The 15,131-nt window shown below is 72.0% G+C and carries 13 protein-coding genes; 4 read left to right on the top strand and 9 right to left on the bottom strand.

Annotation, left to right across the window (positions count from 1 at the left end; genetic code table 11):
• The first annotated feature begins 43 nt into the window (after nt 1–43).
• Both BW949_RS05870 and BW949_RS05865 read left to right on the top strand, forming a co-directional pair.
• Nucleotides 44–556, top strand: coding sequence for a sigma-70 family RNA polymerase sigma factor (locus BW949_RS05870; RefSeq protein ID WP_076364033.1), 513 nt, complete (start codon nt 44–46; stop codon nt 554–556).
• The gene (locus BW949_RS05865; protein ID WP_076364031.1) at nt 556–1,260 is read left to right on the top strand and encodes a ChrR family anti-sigma-E factor; all 705 of its coding nucleotides are present in this window, start codon (nt 556–558) and stop codon (nt 1,258–1,260) included. The genes BW949_RS05870 and BW949_RS05865 overlap by 1 nt, the downstream gene beginning before the upstream one ends.
• Nucleotides 1,261–1,287: 27 nt before the next feature.
• Here the strand turns inward: BW949_RS05865 and BW949_RS05860 are convergent, their stop codons facing one another.
• From BW949_RS05860 to BW949_RS05820, 9 genes are all read right to left on the bottom strand, one after another.
• Nucleotides 1,288–2,598, bottom strand: a complete 1,311-nt coding sequence (locus tag BW949_RS05860) for a DNA recombination protein RmuC (protein WP_083947649.1) — start codon at nt 2,596–2,598, stop codon at nt 1,288–1,290.
• A 26-nt stretch (nt 2,599–2,624) separates the two neighbouring features.
• Nucleotides 2,625–4,574: a DNA mismatch repair endonuclease MutL gene (gene mutL / locus BW949_RS05855; protein ID WP_076364029.1), complete on the bottom strand. Its 1,950-nt coding sequence runs from the start codon at nt 4,572–4,574 to the stop codon at nt 2,625–2,627.
• Between the two features lie 72 nt (nt 4,575–4,646).
• Nucleotides 4,647–5,978: a M16 family metallopeptidase gene (locus BW949_RS05850; protein WP_076364027.1), complete on the bottom strand. Its 1,332-nt coding sequence runs from the start codon at nt 5,976–5,978 to the stop codon at nt 4,647–4,649.
• On the bottom strand, nt 5,975–7,345 hold the full coding sequence (locus BW949_RS05845; RefSeq protein ID WP_235816237.1) for a M16 family metallopeptidase: 1,371 nt from the start codon (nt 7,343–7,345) through the stop codon (nt 5,975–5,977). Before BW949_RS05845 ends, BW949_RS05850 begins: the two co-directional genes overlap by 4 nt.
• Before the next feature lie 363 nt (nt 7,346–7,708).
• Nucleotides 7,709–8,263, bottom strand: a complete 555-nt coding sequence (locus tag BW949_RS05840) for a DUF3035 domain-containing protein (protein ID WP_076364025.1) — start codon at nt 8,261–8,263, stop codon at nt 7,709–7,711.
• A 69-nt stretch (nt 8,264–8,332) separates the two neighbouring features.
• Complete coding sequence (lspA, locus tag BW949_RS05835; protein WP_328585811.1) at nt 8,333–8,830, bottom strand: signal peptidase II; 498 nt, start codon at nt 8,828–8,830, stop codon at nt 8,333–8,335.
• Nucleotides 8,831–8,861: 31 nt separating this feature from the next.
• The gene (gene purH / locus BW949_RS05830; protein WP_235816214.1) at nt 8,862–10,457 is read right to left on the bottom strand and encodes a bifunctional phosphoribosylaminoimidazolecarboxamide formyltransferase/IMP cyclohydrolase; all 1,596 of its coding nucleotides are present in this window, start codon (nt 10,455–10,457) and stop codon (nt 8,862–8,864) included.
• A gap of 4 nt (nt 10,458–10,461) precedes the next feature.
• A complete protein-coding gene (locus BW949_RS05825) occupies nt 10,462–12,189 on the bottom strand; it encodes a heparinase II/III family protein (protein WP_076364021.1) in 1,728 nt (575 codons plus the stop codon).
• A gap of 168 nt (nt 12,190–12,357) precedes the next feature.
• A complete protein-coding gene (locus BW949_RS05820; protein ID WP_076364019.1) occupies nt 12,358–13,638 on the bottom strand; it encodes an RsmB/NOP family class I SAM-dependent RNA methyltransferase in 1,281 nt (426 codons plus the stop codon).
• A gap of 238 nt (nt 13,639–13,876) precedes the next feature.
• On the opposite strand from BW949_RS05820, the gene BW949_RS05815 reads away from it, so the two are divergent.
• On the top strand, nt 13,877–14,053 hold the full coding sequence (locus BW949_RS05815; RefSeq protein WP_076364823.1) for a DUF1674 domain-containing protein: 177 nt from the start codon (nt 13,877–13,879) through the stop codon (nt 14,051–14,053).
• 265 nt (nt 14,054–14,318) lie between these two features.
• Nucleotides 14,319–15,101, top strand: a complete 783-nt coding sequence (locus BW949_RS05810) for a hypothetical protein (RefSeq protein WP_076364017.1) — start codon at nt 14,319–14,321, stop codon at nt 15,099–15,101.
• Nucleotides 15,102–15,131: the final 30 nt, after the last annotated feature.

Raw genomic sequence — 15,131 nt, 5'->3', positions numbered from 1 at the left:
ACCACAGGCGGCAGGCAGCGGGCCGGATGACTGGACCACGCTGATGCTGGCGGTGCGCGACCGCGCCGACCGCGCCGCCTTTGCGCAGCTGTTTGCGCATTTCGCCCCGCGGGTGAAGGCGTTCCTGATGAAGGGCGGCACGCCCGCCGCCGAAGCCGAGGACCACGCCCAGGAGGTGATGACGACCCTCTGGCACAAGGCCGATCTGTTCGACCCCGCGCGCGCCTCGGTGGCGACCTGGGTCTTCACCATCGCCCGCAACCGCCGCATCGACGCGATCCGCCGCGCCCGCCGCCCCGAGCCCGAGGATCTGCCCTGGGGCCCCGCCCCCGAGCCCGACCCGGCCGACATGCTGGCGCTGGCGCAGGACAGCGCGCGGCTGGGCGATGCATTGCGCGCCCTGCCCGAGGCCCAGCGCAGCCTCGTCGAACGCGCCTATTGGGGCGAGGAAAGCCAGACCGAAATCGCGGCCGCCACCGGGCTGCCGCTGGGCACGATCAAATCCCGCATCCGGCTCGCGCTTGACCGGCTGCGCCACGAAATGAAGGCCACCTGATGCCGCTCGACCTCAAATCCCGCGGGACCGCGATCTCGCATCACCCGACCGACGCCCTGATGATGGAATATGCCGCCGGCACCCTGCCCGAAGGCTTCGCGCTGGTGGTGGCCACGCATATCTCGATGTGCGACGAATGCCGCGCGCGGCTCCATGCCTTCGAGGCCGTGGGCGGCGCGCTTCTCGACAGCGCGCCCACCTGCGAGATGGGCGAGGGCGCCCTGGCGCGCGTGATGGCCGGGCTCGATGCCCGGCCGGCGCGCTCCCCCGCCCCGGTGGCGCCGCAGTCCCGCCCACAGCCCCGCCCGCCGGCCCGCCCGCGCGGCCTTCTGCCCGAACCGCTGGCCGGCTATGTCGGCGGCGGGATCGGTTCGGTGCGCTGGAAACCGCTGGGGCTCGGGGTGCGCACGGCCGTCATCCCCACCGGCGGCAGCGCCACGGCGCGGCTGCTCTACATCCCCGCTGGCGAATCCGTGCCCGATCATGGCCATCGCGGGCGCGAGCTGACCCTGGTCCTGCAAGGCGCCTTCGCCGACGCCGAGGGGCGCTTTGGCCCCGGCGACATCGAATGCGCCGGCACCGAGGTCGAGCACACCCCCGTGGCCGAGCCCGGTCAGGATTGCATCTGCCTGGCCGCGACCGACGCACTCTTGCGGTTCCGGGCGCTGATCCCGCGGCTGGCGCAGCCGCTCTTCCGCATCTGAGGCGCGCGCCCGCGGGGGCCCATCCTCTCACGACAGCGGCCGCCCCTCGGGCCGGATCACGGCCGGGCGGCGCGGTGCGGTCTTCGCGTCATCCGCCGCGGATGCCGCCGCCTCTTCGCACGGCCCGGCCCCGCCCGTCCCCGCCTGCGCCCTGCTCGAAGCCTGGGGCGAGGCCTTGCCCGCCACCCCGCCGCTTTCGGGCGGCAGATCCTCGAAATCGAAATTGTCCAGCCGTCGCGCCCGCTTGCCCGCGCGCCCGGCCGAGGTGCGGATCTCCTCGATGTCGCGCGCCGCCTGGCCGAAATGCCGGTCCAGGTTCTCGACCCGCGTCATCAGCCGGTCCACATCGGCACAGAGCGCGGCCAGCTCCGCCCGGATCGCCCCGGCCTGCGCGCGCATCCGGGCGTCCTTGAGGATCGCGCGCATCGTGTTGAGCGTGGCCATGCAGGTCGTCGGCGACACGATCCAGACCCGCGCGGCAAAGCCCTCGCGCACCAGCTCGGGAAAATTGGCGTGCAATTCGGCATAGACCGCCTCGGAGGGCAGGAACATCAGCGCCCCGTCCGCGGTCTCGCCCTCGAGGATGTATTTCTCGGAAATCGCGCGGATATGGCTGCGGATGGCGATGCGCAGGCGGCGCTGCGCCTCGATGCGGGCGGCGTCATGGGGCGCGCGCACCAGCGCCTCATAGGCCTCGAGCGGGAACTTGCTGTCAATGACGATCGGCCCCGGCGGGTCGGGCAGATGCACCAGACAATCGGCACGCCGCCCGTTCGACAGCGTCGCCTGCATGGTGAAGCCATCGGCCGGCAGCGCCTTTTGCACGATGTCATGAAGCTGGATCTCGCCGAAGGCGCCGCGGGTCTGCTTGTTGGACAGGATATCCTGCAACCCCAGCACGTTGCCCGACAATTCCTCGATCCGGGCCTGGGCGCGGTCGATCACCTCGAGACGTTCGCGCAATTCCCCGAGCGAGCGCGCCGTGCGCAGCGCCGAGCCCTGAAGGTTCTCGCCCATGCCACGGGCGACCTCGGACAGGCGGTGTTCCATCAGCCCCAGAACGCGGGTCTGCGCAGCGGCCTGCGCCTCGGACAATTGCGCCAGCCCGCCGGCAAGCTGGTGCTGACCCTCGGCCAGAAGCCCCACGCGCGCGGCCATCGCCTCGGCTCGCCCGGCCGCCCGGCGCGCCGCGCGCAAGATCGCCAGCAGCACCGCCAGCACGACCAGAGCCCCCACGCCCGCCCAGAGCCGCGGATCCCCCAGCGCGATCACATGACCCGCGATCTCGATCCCCGTAACCTCGGTTCCCGCACTCTCGATCCCCACCAGTTCGATCATCGCCAGATCAATCATCGCCAGTTCGATCATCGACGCCCGAACAGCCGTTCGATATCGGCAAGCTTCAGCTCGACCCAGGTCGGCCGGCCGTGGTTGCATTGCCCCGAGAGCGGCGTCGCCTCCATCTCGCGCAAAAGCGCGTTCATCTCGTCCAGACGCATCTGCCGGCCTGCGCGCACCGATCCGTGGCAGGCCATGCGCGACAGCACCGCGTCGATGCGCGCACGCAGCCGCTCCGAGGCGCCCAGATCGGCCAGCTCGTCCAGGATGTCGCGCAGAAGGCCCGCCGCCTCGATCCGACCCAGGATCGCGGGCGTCTCGCGCACGGCAATGGCGCCGGGGCCAAAGCTCTCGATCCCCAGACCCAGCGCCGCCAGATCCTCGGCGTGATCCAGAAGCATCTGCGCGTCCGACGGCGCCATCTCGACGATCTCGGGGATCAGAAGCGCCTGCGCAGGCACCGGCCCGGCATGGGCCACGGCCTTCAGCCGCTCATAGACCAGACGTTCATGCGCGGCATGCTGATCGACGATCACCATGCCTTCGCGGGTCTGCGCCACGATCCAGTTGCCGTGAAGCTGCGCGCGGGCCGCGCCCAGGGGGTGGGCCTCGGCGGCGGTGTCATCGGTGTCGGGCGCGGGGCCGGCGGTGTCCAAAACCGCCTCGGCGGGCCGGGCCGAGGGGGCGAGCGCCGCACCAAGGTCCAGAACGGCGGCCTCGGGGTCCATCCCCGCGGGGGCGGCGCGGAATTCGGGCGCGGCATCGGCAAAGCCCGGCCGCATCGCCGCCAGACCCGCGGCAATGGCGCCCGGCGACGGGCGCTGGATCTGCGCCCGCCCGTAATCCCCCTGATAGCGCGGGGGCGCAGAGACGGGCGCGCCTTCGGGGCGCATCGCCCCGAGTGTGGCATCCGAGACCGTGGTGGCGCTGCGGTGCCCCGCCCCGGCCAGCGCATGGCGCAGGCTGCTGACCACCAGCCCCCGCGCCAGCCCCGGATCACGGAAGCGCACCTCGGCCTTGGCGGGGTGGACGTTGACGTCCACCATCTCGGGCGCGCAGGTCAGAAACAGCGCCGCCGCCGGATGCCGGTCGCGCGCCAGCACGTCCATGTAGCCCGCGCGCAAGGCCCCGATCAGCAGCTTGTCACGCACCGGCCGGCCATTGACGAACAGGAATTGCTCGACCGCGGCGCCGCGCGAATAGGTGGGCAGCGCGGCATAGCCGGTCAGCCGCAGCCCCTCGCGCGTGGCGTCAAGCGGGATGGCATTGGCGGCGAAATCCCGGCCGATCAGCCGCGCCAGCCGGGCGGCCAGCGCGTCGAACAGATCGCCCTGCTCGGCGGTGATGTTCAAGATCTCGCGCCCGCGGCCGCCGCTTTCATCGCGCAAGGTAAAGCTGACCCAGGGTTCGGCCATCGCCAGGCGGCGGATCACATCGGCAATGGCCTGAGCCTCGGCGCGGTCGGTGCGAAGGAACTTCAGCCGCGCGGGCGTGGCCACGAAGAGATCGCGCAGCTCGACCCGCGTGCCCTGCGACAGCGCCGCCGGCCGGACCGGCCCGACCCGCCCGCAATCAACCGTGATCTGGACCGCGTCGAACCCCTGCGCCCGCGAGGTGATGGCAAGCCGCCCCACCGCGCCCAGGCTGGGCAGGGCCTCGCCGCGGAAGCCGAAGCTGCGGATGTTCAGAAGATCCGAGCCGTCGATCTTCGAGGTGGCATGGCGGCACAGCGCCAGCGGCAGATCCTCGGCGGTCATGCCGCAGCCGTCGTCGGTGACGCGGATCAGGGTCTTGCCGCCGTCGGCATAGACGACCTCGATGCGGCGGGCACCGGCGTCGAGCGCGTTCTCGACCAGCTCCTTGACCGCCGAGGCGGGACGTTCGACGACCTCGCCCGCGGCGATGCGGTTGGCGGCGGCATCGTCCAGTTGCCGGATGACAGGACGTTCGGAGATATTGCGATCAGGGGCGTTCATCCCACAACCACTAGCAGGAATTCCGGGGCCGTGCCATAGATTCGCAGCGCCGCGAGACGCGCGGAGGCCGCCTCAGGGGGCGGTGCTCTCCACCCCCTCGGGCTGACCCACCACGACGAAACGCAGCCGCTCCGGGTCCAGCCAGCGCCGCGCCACCCGGGCCACGTCCTCGGCGCTCACGGCCTCGATCCGGGTATTGCGGGTGTTGACGTAATCAATCGGCAGACCCGCCGTCTGCATCCCCGCCAGGATGGCCGCGATCGGGCCGTTACCGTCAAAGCGCAGGGGATAGGCGCCGGTCAGATAGGTCTTGGCGGCCGTCAGTTCGGCATCGCTGACCCCGCCTTCGGCCAGGCGCGCCCATTCGCGGCGCACCACCGCGATGGCCTCGGCGACCTTCTCGTTGGCCGAGGCGAACGAGCCCTGCCAGGTCTCGGCCAGATCGCGCGGCGCCAGATAGGTGGCAATGCCATAGGTCAGCCCGCGCTTCTCGCGCACCTCCTCCATCAGCCGCGAGGAAAAGCCCCCGCCGCCCAGGATATGGTTGGCCACATAGGCGGGGAAGAAATCCGGGTCGTCCATCTTCGGGCCGGGCTGGGCCATCAGCACCAGCGATTGCGGCCCGCCGAAGGGCACCACCGTCACCCCGCCGGTCGTGTCCATCTGCGCGCGTGGCGGCAGCGGCGCGCCGGTGTCGGGCAGCCCTGCCAGCAGCCGGTCGATCAGCGCGCCCAGATCGGACGCGGTGATGTCGCCCACCGCCGCGATCACCACCCGGTCACGGGCCAGAACACGGTCCCTGGCGGCCAGAAGATCGTCGCGCGTCAGCGCGGCCACGCTGTCGGCCGTGCCCTCGGGCGCCGAGCCATAGGGATGATCGCCAAAGAGCGCGGCGCGCAGGGTCTGGCCGGCCAGGGCACCGGGATCGCGGCGGTCGGCCTCGATCATCGACAGCACCTGCGCGCGCACCCGCGCGATCGCATCCGCATCGAAGCGCGGCGCGACCAGCGCGTCGTGCAGCAGATCGACGGCGCGGTCGCGGGTCTCGGTCAGCATGCGCGCCGAGACCGACACCTCGTCGGGGCCGGCGTCAAAGTCGAATTCGGCGGCCAGGCGCTCGGCTTCCTCGGCCCAGGCCTGCGCGTCCCGCGTCCCCGCCCCTTCCTCGAGCAGCGCGGTCATCAGATGGATGGCGCCGCGCTTGCCGGGCGCATCCAGGCTGGTGCCGCCGCGAAAGCGCAGCTCCAGCGCGACGAAGGGCAGGCTGTGGTCCTCGACCAGCCAGGCGGTGGTGCCCGCGGGCGAGGTCACGGCCTCGATATCGATGGCGCGCGCCGGCAGCGCGGCCAGAAGCGTCAGCGCAAGCGCCAGAGCCAGACGGGACAGACGGAAGGTGGGGATCATTTCATCGCCTCCTCGTGACGATCGAGCGCAGCGGCTTCGGCATCGGCTTCGGGGGCGGCTTCGGGCACGGCGGCGGCGTCCGCGCTGCCGGTGTCGCGTTCCAGCCAGCCCGTCACCGCATGGCGGCGGTCCAGGACATCGCGCGCAGCGGCCATCACCTGATCGGGCGTCACCGCCATCAGCGCGGCGGGCCAGCCCTTCACGTCCTCGACGCTCAGCCCCGTGGCCAGCGCCTCGCCGTAGCGGTGGGCCAGCCCCTCGACATGATCGGCGGCATAGATCTCGGAGGCACGCACGCGGGTGCGGATACGCGCAAAGGCATCGGGGTCGGGGCCGTCCTCCAGGAATTTCGCCAGCGTCGCATCCAGCGCGTCCTCGGCGTCCTGCATCGTCACGCCGGGCGCGGGCACCACCACAAGCGAGAAGGTCGTGTCATCGACCGACACCCCGTCGTAGCGCGCGCCGGCATAGATGGCGACGGGGCTCTCATGCATCAGCGCCCGGCCCAGCACCGAGGTCGCGGAATTCCCGCCCAGAAGCTCGGCCAGGATGGTCAGCGCCGCGGCCTGCGCCTGATCGCCCGGATCGCGTTCGGGCGCCAGATAGCTGCGCGTCAGATAGGGCTGCGAGACGCGCGCGTCGCGCATCACCAGCCGCCGTTCGGCCAGTTGCGCGGGCTCTTGCGGGCGGGCGCGCGGCGCCACATCGCCTGCGGGCGCAAGCGGACCGTAATAGGTGCGGGCCAGACGCTCGACCTCGGCGGGGGTGACATCGCCCGCCACCACCAGCACCGCGTTGTCGGGCGCGTAATGGTGGCGATACCAGTCCAGCGCATCCGCGCGCGTCAGCTGCTCCATCTCGCTGCGCCAGCCGATCACCGGACGGCCATAGGGATGGTTGAGATATTGCGCCGCGCGCCGCTGTTCGGAAAAGAGCGCGGCCGGGTCGCTGTCGGTGCGCTGGTTGCGCTCCTCGAGGATCACCTCGCGCTCGGTCTGCCAATCGTCGGGCGACAGCAGCAGATCGCGCATCCGGTCGGCCTCCATCTTCATGACAAGGCCCAGCCGATCGGCCGCGATGCGTTGGAAATAGGCGGTATAATCATACGAGGTAAAGGCATTGTCCGAGCCGCCGTTGGCCTCGACCACGCGCGACAGCTCGCCCGGCGCCATGTCGTCGGTGCCCTTGAACATCAGGTGTTCGAGAAAATGCGCGACGCCCGACTTGCCCGGCATCTCGTCGGCGGCACCGATTCGATACCAGACCATATGCACCACGACCGGGGCGCGATGATCCTCGATCACCACGGCGCGCAGTCCGTTGGGCAGGGTGAATTCGCTGACCGCGGGGCCGGCCGGCTGCGCCATCTCGGCGGCGGCGGGCGCACTCAGGGCGGGCAGTGCCAGCGCCGGAAGCGTCAGGGCAAGACAGAGCGCCGGCACCGCGCGGCGCAGGAACGGACGATGGGGCATGAGCATCCTCTCGGGGGGCATCCTTTTGGGCATCCTCTCTGGCGGGGCCAGGAACAGCGGCGGGGCGCGCGCGCATCCGCGGATCTGCCCGCAAAGCTAAGAGGCTGAATTCCGACGACAAGGGGAACCAACGCGCAGTTGATCGACCAGGGCAGGCGGGCGGCGGAAAATCGCGCGGGCGGCAAGGTGAACGCCAGGGGGTGAACGCCGGGGGGGGGATGAAAATGCGAAGGCCGGACACAACGGTCCGGCCCTGCCTCATTCGGTGCCGTTGAAGGCCTGTTGCGCGCCCGCGCTGGGCGGTGCGGCCACGGTGCGCACGCCCAGGCGCCGCCAGCGCTCCAGCTCGGCCTCCTGATCGAGGCTCATGGGTTCGTAGGCGCGGAAATAGACGTTGACCGACATCAGCCGTTCCAGCAGGCGGCCGTCATTGTCGCGGCGGAATTCCAGATCCTCGGCCGCCAGCCGGTCGCGGATACCCGCATCGCGCCCGAAGCGCCCGGTGCGCGCCACCAGCGCAGCATCGGCGCCGGACATGCCCGTCCGCGTCAGCGCCGCCGGATTGCCGCCCAGCGCGGCCACGGCATCGGCCTCGGGGGTGGGATCGGCCAGCGAGGTGCCGCCCGGCGTGGGCTCGGGCAAGGCCGTCAGATCCTCGGGCATCTGGAGCGGCTTGGTCGGCAGGATGCCGAATTCATCCGGCCCCGTGCCCGAGGCGCGCGCATGCATCAGCTTCGGCTCGGCCTTCGAGCAGCCCGCAAGCGCCGCCGCAAGAACGGCCACGACTGCCAGTGTGCGAAAGGGTGCGACCATCGTCCGTCCTCTGCGTTTCGTGACTGTCTTAGCGCAAGGAACCGCGCCCGTCACGGGGGTATCGGCGGCTTATCGCCCGCGGCGCGGGCCGGGGGCGGGGTCATGCCGGCCCGGCATCAGCACCAGCCCTGCCGCGCCCAGGAAGATGGCCACATCGGCCACGTTGAACGACCAGGGGTTGTCAAAGCCCGGCCAGCCCATGTTCAGGAAATCGGCCACCGCGCCATAGACCATGCGGTCGAGCACATTGCCCAGCGCGCCGCCCACCAGCAGCCCCGCAAAGAGCCGCGCCGCACGCCCCTGGCCTGCGCGCGCCGCCCAGATCCAGACCCCGGCCGAGATCGCCAGCGACAGCGCCACCAGCGCCCAGCGCATGATCTCGGCATCATCCGCAAACAGGCCGAAATTGACGCCGCGGTTCCAGGCCATGCGCAGGTTGAGCCACGGGGGGGCCACGTCGATGGCCCCCAGCCGGTCCAGCTCCATCAGGTGGACGACAACGAATTTCGACGCCTGATCAAGCGTGAGGACAACGCTTGCAAGAACCGTCGCTGCCTTCATGGCCATCGTGTCGCCCCCCCTCTTGCCGGACCCCGCCTCAGTGGCGGAAGTGGCGCATGCCGGTGAACACCATCGCCAGGCCGCGTTCGTTGGCCGCGTCGATCACCTCCTGATCGCGCATCGACCCGCCGGGCTGGATCAGCGCCGTGGCGCCGGCCTCGGCCGCGGTGATGAGACCGTCGGCGAAGGGGAAGAAGGCGTCCGACGCCACCACGGACCCTTGCGTCAGCGGCGCGGGCAGGCCCATCGCCTCGGCCATGTCCTGGGCCTTGCGCGCCGCGATCCGGGTGCTGTCGACGCGGCTCATCTGGCCTGCGCCCACGCCCACGGTGGCGCCGTCCTTGACGTAGATGATGGCGTTCGACTTGACGTGCTTGGCCACCTTCCAGGCAAAGAGAAGATCGTTCAGCTCCTGCTCCGAGGGCGCGCGTTCGGTCACCACCTTCAGGTCATCAAGGCCGATGGCGCCATTGTCCTTGCCCTGAACCAGGAAGCCACCGGCCACCTGACGGAAGGTGGTGATCGCGGCCCGCGGGTCGGGCAGCGCGCCGGTGGTCAGCAGGCGCAGGTTCTTCTTGGCGGCGAAGACGGCGCGGGCCTCGTCGGTGGCTTCGGGGGCGATGACCACCTCGGTGAAGATCTTGCAGATCTCCTCGGCGGTGGCGCCGTCCAGCGTCTGGTTCAGCGCGATGATGCCGCCGAAGGCCGAGGTGCGGTCGCAGTCGAAGGCGCGGGTATAGGCCTCGGTCAGGGTGGCGCCGGTGGCCACGCCGCAGGGGTTGGCGTGCTTGATGATGGCGCAGGCCGGGGCGTCGGTGCCGAATTCCGCCACCAGCTCGAAGGCCGCATCCGTGTCGTTGATGTTGTTGTAGCTCAGTTCCTTGCCCTGATGCTGGCGCGCAGTGGCCACGCCGGGGCGGTTCGAGCCGTCCAGATAGAAGGTCGCCGATTGATGCGGGTTCTCGCCGTAGCGCAGGCTTTGGGCCAGGGTGCCGGCGAAGGCGCGCCGACGCGGGGTCTGTTCGCCGATGGCCCCCGCCATCCAGCTCGAGACGGCCGCGTCATAGGCAGCGGTGCGCGCATAGGCGATCTGTGCCAGCTTCTGGCGGAAGGCCAGCGTGGTGCAATCGTCGTTGGCGTCCAGCTCGGCCAGAACGGCGGTGTAATCCTCGACATCGACCACCGTCGCCACGAAGCCGTGGTTCTTGGCCGCGGCACGGATCATCGCCGGGCCGCCGATGTCGATGTTCTCGATGCATTCCTCATAGGCGGCACCCTTGGCCACCGTGGCCTCGAAGGGATAGAGGTTCACCACCAGAAGGTCGATCGGGCTGATCCCGTGGCCTTCCATCGCGGCCAGATGTTCCTCGTTGTCGCGCAGCGCCAGAAGGCCGCCGTGCACCTTGGGATGCAGCGTCTTGACGCGCCCGTCCATCATCTCGGGGAAGCCCGTCACCTCGGAAACGTCACGCACGCTCAGCCCCGCCTCGCGCAGCGCCCTGGCGGTGCCGCCCGTCGACAGCAGTTCGACCCCGCGCGCGGCCAGCGCCTGGGCAAAGTCGACCAGCCCGGTCTTGTCGGAAACGGAAATCAGCGCGCGGCGCAGCGGGACGGTGCGTTGGGTGTCACTCACGGGATCAGATCCTTGGCAGGGGGTCATCGGCAATGGCTGCGGGCGACGTATCGTGTGCCTTCGTCAAGGTCCAGCTTATCGCGCGCGCCGGTTCGGCAAGATGCGCGTCAAGGACGATCTGACGCGCGGGGCGGGGCTTCAGGCGCCCCTTTTCCAGATAGACCGACGGGGCCAGGCGGATGGGCTGGCCCGGATCGGTGCGAAAGATCCAGATCTCGCCGCTGCGAAGCGCCAGCGAAACCGCCGTGCCGCCCAGATCGAGCGAGGCCTCGATATCGGGATGTATATGGAAATGCAGCGAGAAATCCACACCCATATAGCCCGAGCGGGCCAGGATGGTCTCGAAGCGGCGGGTGTCGGGGCCGCTCATCGCGCCCAGCGTGTCGGTGCCGGCCAGGTGGCGGCCGTCGACCGACAGGCGCAGCTCGCGCAGATGGGTCAGCCCGTGGGTGGGCACATAGCCGTCATGCCCGGCCCGCAGGCAGAAGGCGGCGTCCTCGGTCGCGCTTTCGGACCAGACGCTGTGCGGCCGGTCGCACAATTCGTCGCCATGCGCGCCCGCAGGCCCCAGCCGCGAGGACGAATAGCCCGCCACGCACAGCGTCGAATGGCTGGGCGTGGCGCGGCCGGCGCGGTGCCAGTCGCGCCCGAAATGCAGCCCCGAGCCGCAGGAGACGATCAGCGGGCGCCGCCCCGAGGTCATCTCGAAGGCCAGGGTCGAGGCATGGGCGGTGCGGGCGGCCGGCCCCGCGGGCGGGGCGGCGCAATCCATGATGACGCTGGCGCGGCCCGCCGACAGCCGGGCAAAGCCCATGGCCAGGCCCTTATGCATCTTGGCCCGCACCCCGGAGGCCGCCAGCGCCTGATCCAGCCGCCCCTCGACCCCGCGCCCGCCGCCGTGAAACCGCGCCAGCCCGCCGTCGGCATGGCGCAGCGCGCGCAGCGCGGGGGCGATGCGCTCGATCGCGGCGCGGTGGGCGGGCTCGACGCGCCGGCCCGCGGCGCCCAGCGCCTCGGCCGTCCACACCAGCAGCGTGAAGACCTCGAGCAGATCCTCGGGATTGCGCGTGGGGATGCCGCCCTCGCGGTCGACCGCGCGGCGGCATTCCTCGGCCAGATCCTGCGCGGCGGGTCCGACGTGACGTTCCATCCCCGCCAGCGCCAGCGCCGCGCAGACCAGCCCGGTCAGCGCCTCGAACCGCGCCAGCCCCGGCGTGGCCGTGCGCCAGCGCCGCACCAGGAACAGCGTCTGCGCCCCCAGCGCGGCGAAGAAGGCATCGGCACGGGCGCGCTCGGCCCCGGCCAGCACCATCCCGGCATGCGAGACCATGCGAATCAGGCGCCGCCCGGTCAGCTCGGGGGTCCAGCCGGGCCCCTTGCCGCGCCCGAAACGCGCCGCCCAGTCCAGGCTCCATTCCTGCGCCCGCGCCCGCGCCGGCCCGTCGCCCAGCGCGGCCAGATCATCGAGCCAGGCGGCACCGTGAAGGGCGGCCTCGAAGGCGGGATCGGGCAGGGGAAGATCCCAGATCGAGGTCTCGGGCGCCTCGACCAGCGACCCGGCAAAGAGGAAATGCCCCGCCACGAGCTGGCGCCCGCGGGCCTGAAGGCCAAAGCTGCGCGGCTCGGGCGGAAGGGCGAACCCCGACACGGGACGGGCCCGCGCCGCGCGGCGTGCCGCCCAGCGATCCGCGAATCCCGGCCCGGAAATGCTATCCTGCCCGCCTGCGCTCATGCCCGTCTGCCTGCCGCCGTCCTGCCTGTCGTGCCCATGCCTGTCGTGTCCGTCGTATCCATGCCTGTCGCCCCGCGCGCGCCCCTGCACGGGCGGCGACACCGGGGGACGAAAGGCCTGGCCGCACGCGGCGCGACCATAGCCAGCGCCCCGCGCCCTGTCACCGCCTCAAACGCGCGCGGGCCCCGCGTGCTGCCAAAGCGCCACGAAGAAGCCGTCCATGCCGCCCCTTTCGGGCCAGAAATCGGGCCGCAGCCGCAGCCCTTCGGGGACGTGCCATTCGGGCGCAAGGCCCGGCAGGTCGATCGGCTGCGCGGTCAGTTCGGGGTGGCGCTCCAGCGCGGCGCGGGCCTGGGCCTCGCCTTCCTCGGGCAGAAGCGAGCAGGTCGAGAACACCATCCGCCCGCCCGGCCGCAGCCAGCCCGCCGCGCGGTCGATCAGCGCCGCCTGAAGCGCGAAGATCTCGCGCAGGCGGGCGGGATCGCGCAGATACGGCAGGTCGGGGTGGCGGCGGATCGTGCCGGTGGCCGAACAGGGCGCATCCAGAAGAATGGCGTCGAAGGGGGCCTCGGGGGTCCAGTCCAGCGCATCACCCGCGACGATCCGGGCCTCGAGCCCGCAGCGCGCGAGGTTCGCCCGCAGCCGCGCCAGCCGCGCCTCCGAGATATCAAGCGCGGTGACCTCGGCCCCGGTCGCGGCCAGTTGCAGCGTCTTGCCCCCCGGCGCGGCGCACAGATCCAGCACGCGCTGCCCCGGCCCCACGCCCAGCGCCCGCGCCGGCAGCGCCGCGGCCGCGTCCTGCACCCACCAATCGCCCGCGTCGAACCCCGGCAGGTCGCTGACCTGCCCCCCCACCGCCAGCCGGACCGAGCCCGTCGGCAGCGCCTCGGCCGCGATCCCCTGCCCCGCCAGCCGCGCGGCCAGCGCCGCCGCATCCCCGTTCCGCGGGGTCAGATCGAGCGGCGCGCCCCTCAGATGCGCGGCCTCCATGCGCTGGACGGCGGCCTTGCCATGCGCCGACATCAGCCGCCCGCGCAGCCAGCCCGGCAGTTCGGGCGCGGGCAGCGCGGCATGGGCATCGCCCGCCCCCGCAAGCTTGCGCGCCAGCGCGTTGACCAGCCCCTTCTGCGCCGCCGGAGCCAGCGCGACGGCCGCATCCACCACGCCATGCGCGGCCCCGCCACCGGCCAGCATCTCGGCCCCGGCCAGCCGCAAAAGCGCCTGCACCCGCGAAGGCGGCGCCTTGCGCAGATGGGGTTTCAGCAGGCGGTCAATGCGCCCGGCCTCGCGCAGGGCCAGCACGGCCAGCCGCTGGGCACGCGCCCGATCGGGCGGGGCCAGCGCGGCCAGCGCCTCGGTCTCGATCTGATCGGACAGGCTGCGCCCCTCGGACCAGACGCCGTCCAGAAGCCCGAGCGCCGCCGCCCGGACCGGATCCTTGCGCGCCATCGTCGTTCTCTCCCCCGAAAGCTGCCCCATGCGCTGCCGGACAGGTTGCCCGGCCGACCGTGCTTGGGCCGGTTGCCCGGCCGACCGCCTCTCGTATAGCATGGCGCCCGGCCGGACAAGCCGACCCAACCAGCGAAGAGCCGCCCAGATGACCGAGACGCCCGCAGCCGAAACGCCCGCCCCTGAAACGCCTTCCGCCGAAGAGCCAACCGCCGAGACCGCGCCCGCCGATCCGCAGATCCCCGGCGACCGCCCCGACCTGCCGCCCGCCGCCCGTCGCGCCCTGGCCGAGGCCGAGGCCCGCCGCCGCGCCGCCCGGGGGCCGGATCTGCCGGTCGAACTGGGCGGGCGCGACGGCCCCGAGCCCGTGCGCTATGGCGACTGGGAGCGGCGCGGCATCGCCGTGGATTTCTGACACGGCCACCGTCACGCGGGGCCCCTTCGCAAGCCCCCGGACGGCAAGCGGGCGGGGCCGCCCCCCCCCTCTGCCCGAGATCCGGCGCGACGCCGCGCCGCTCTGGCACGGGGCTTGCTCACCGGGCTTGCTCACGGGACTTGCCCCTGCACGCCCGCCCCCCTATCCCTTCGGAAATGCCCCCGCAGGGCGCGACCCTGCGCCCGGCACATGTCAGCCGGCCGATCCGCCCCGCCGCGGGTTCGCCATTGGGAAGGACAGGCCCGTGACCGACATCCCCCATGACAGTCATCAAGACAGGCCGGCGGCCCCGCGCGCGTGGCCGCCGCGCAGTTCGGCCACCTTCATTCTGGCCGCGTTCATCTGGACCCTGTGGGCCGTGCCGATCTGGCGCGACGCGATGCAGGCGCTCGCGCGCCGGCGCGCGCTGACGCTGGCCGCGCTGATCGCACCGCTGGCGCTGGCCGGATGCCTGGCCGCGCCGATGCGCGAGGCGCCGCGCACGATGCAGCTGGGCGAGAACGGCCCCGTCATCGCCGGCCCCGCAGGCTATTGCGTGGACCGCAGCCAGAGCCGCAAGGACGGCGCGGCGGGCTTTGTCCTGCTGGGCTCGTGCGCGGCGCTCAGCGGACGGGCCGAGGCCCCCGCGCCCCGGCGCATCGCCATCCTCAGCGCGACGGTCACGCCCTCGGAGCTGGGCGCGCGCCCGTTCCAGACCGCTTTCCCGCAGCTGCGCCGCTTCTTCTCCAGCCCCGAGGGGCGCGCCACGCTGTCGCGCAAGGGCCGCGCCGAGACGGTCAAGGTCGAAGGCATCGACACCGACGGCGCGCTGTTCATCCTGCATCTGAACGACACCGCCCCCGGCCCCGGCGGCCGGCTTCAGCCGCACAGCGTGCGCGTGCTGACCGCGATCGGCGGGCGAATCATCTCGCTTTCGGTGCTGGGCCTGGCCGACCGCCCGCTCAGCCCCACGGCAATGGACGCCCTGGCGCGCACCTTCGCGGCCGCCGTCGAAGACGCCAATGCGCCGCGCGGGCCGGATCAATGACCCGCTGCGCGGGGATTGGCGTTTGCAATG

Source organism: Phaeovulum vinaykumarii (assembly GCF_900156695.1).
In the GTDB taxonomy this organism is placed as follows: domain Bacteria; phylum Pseudomonadota; class Alphaproteobacteria; order Rhodobacterales; family Rhodobacteraceae; genus Bieblia_A; species Bieblia_A vinaykumarii.
The sequence above is the reverse complement of the archived record's forward strand: the minus strand, read 5'-3'. Positions and strand labels throughout refer to the sequence as shown.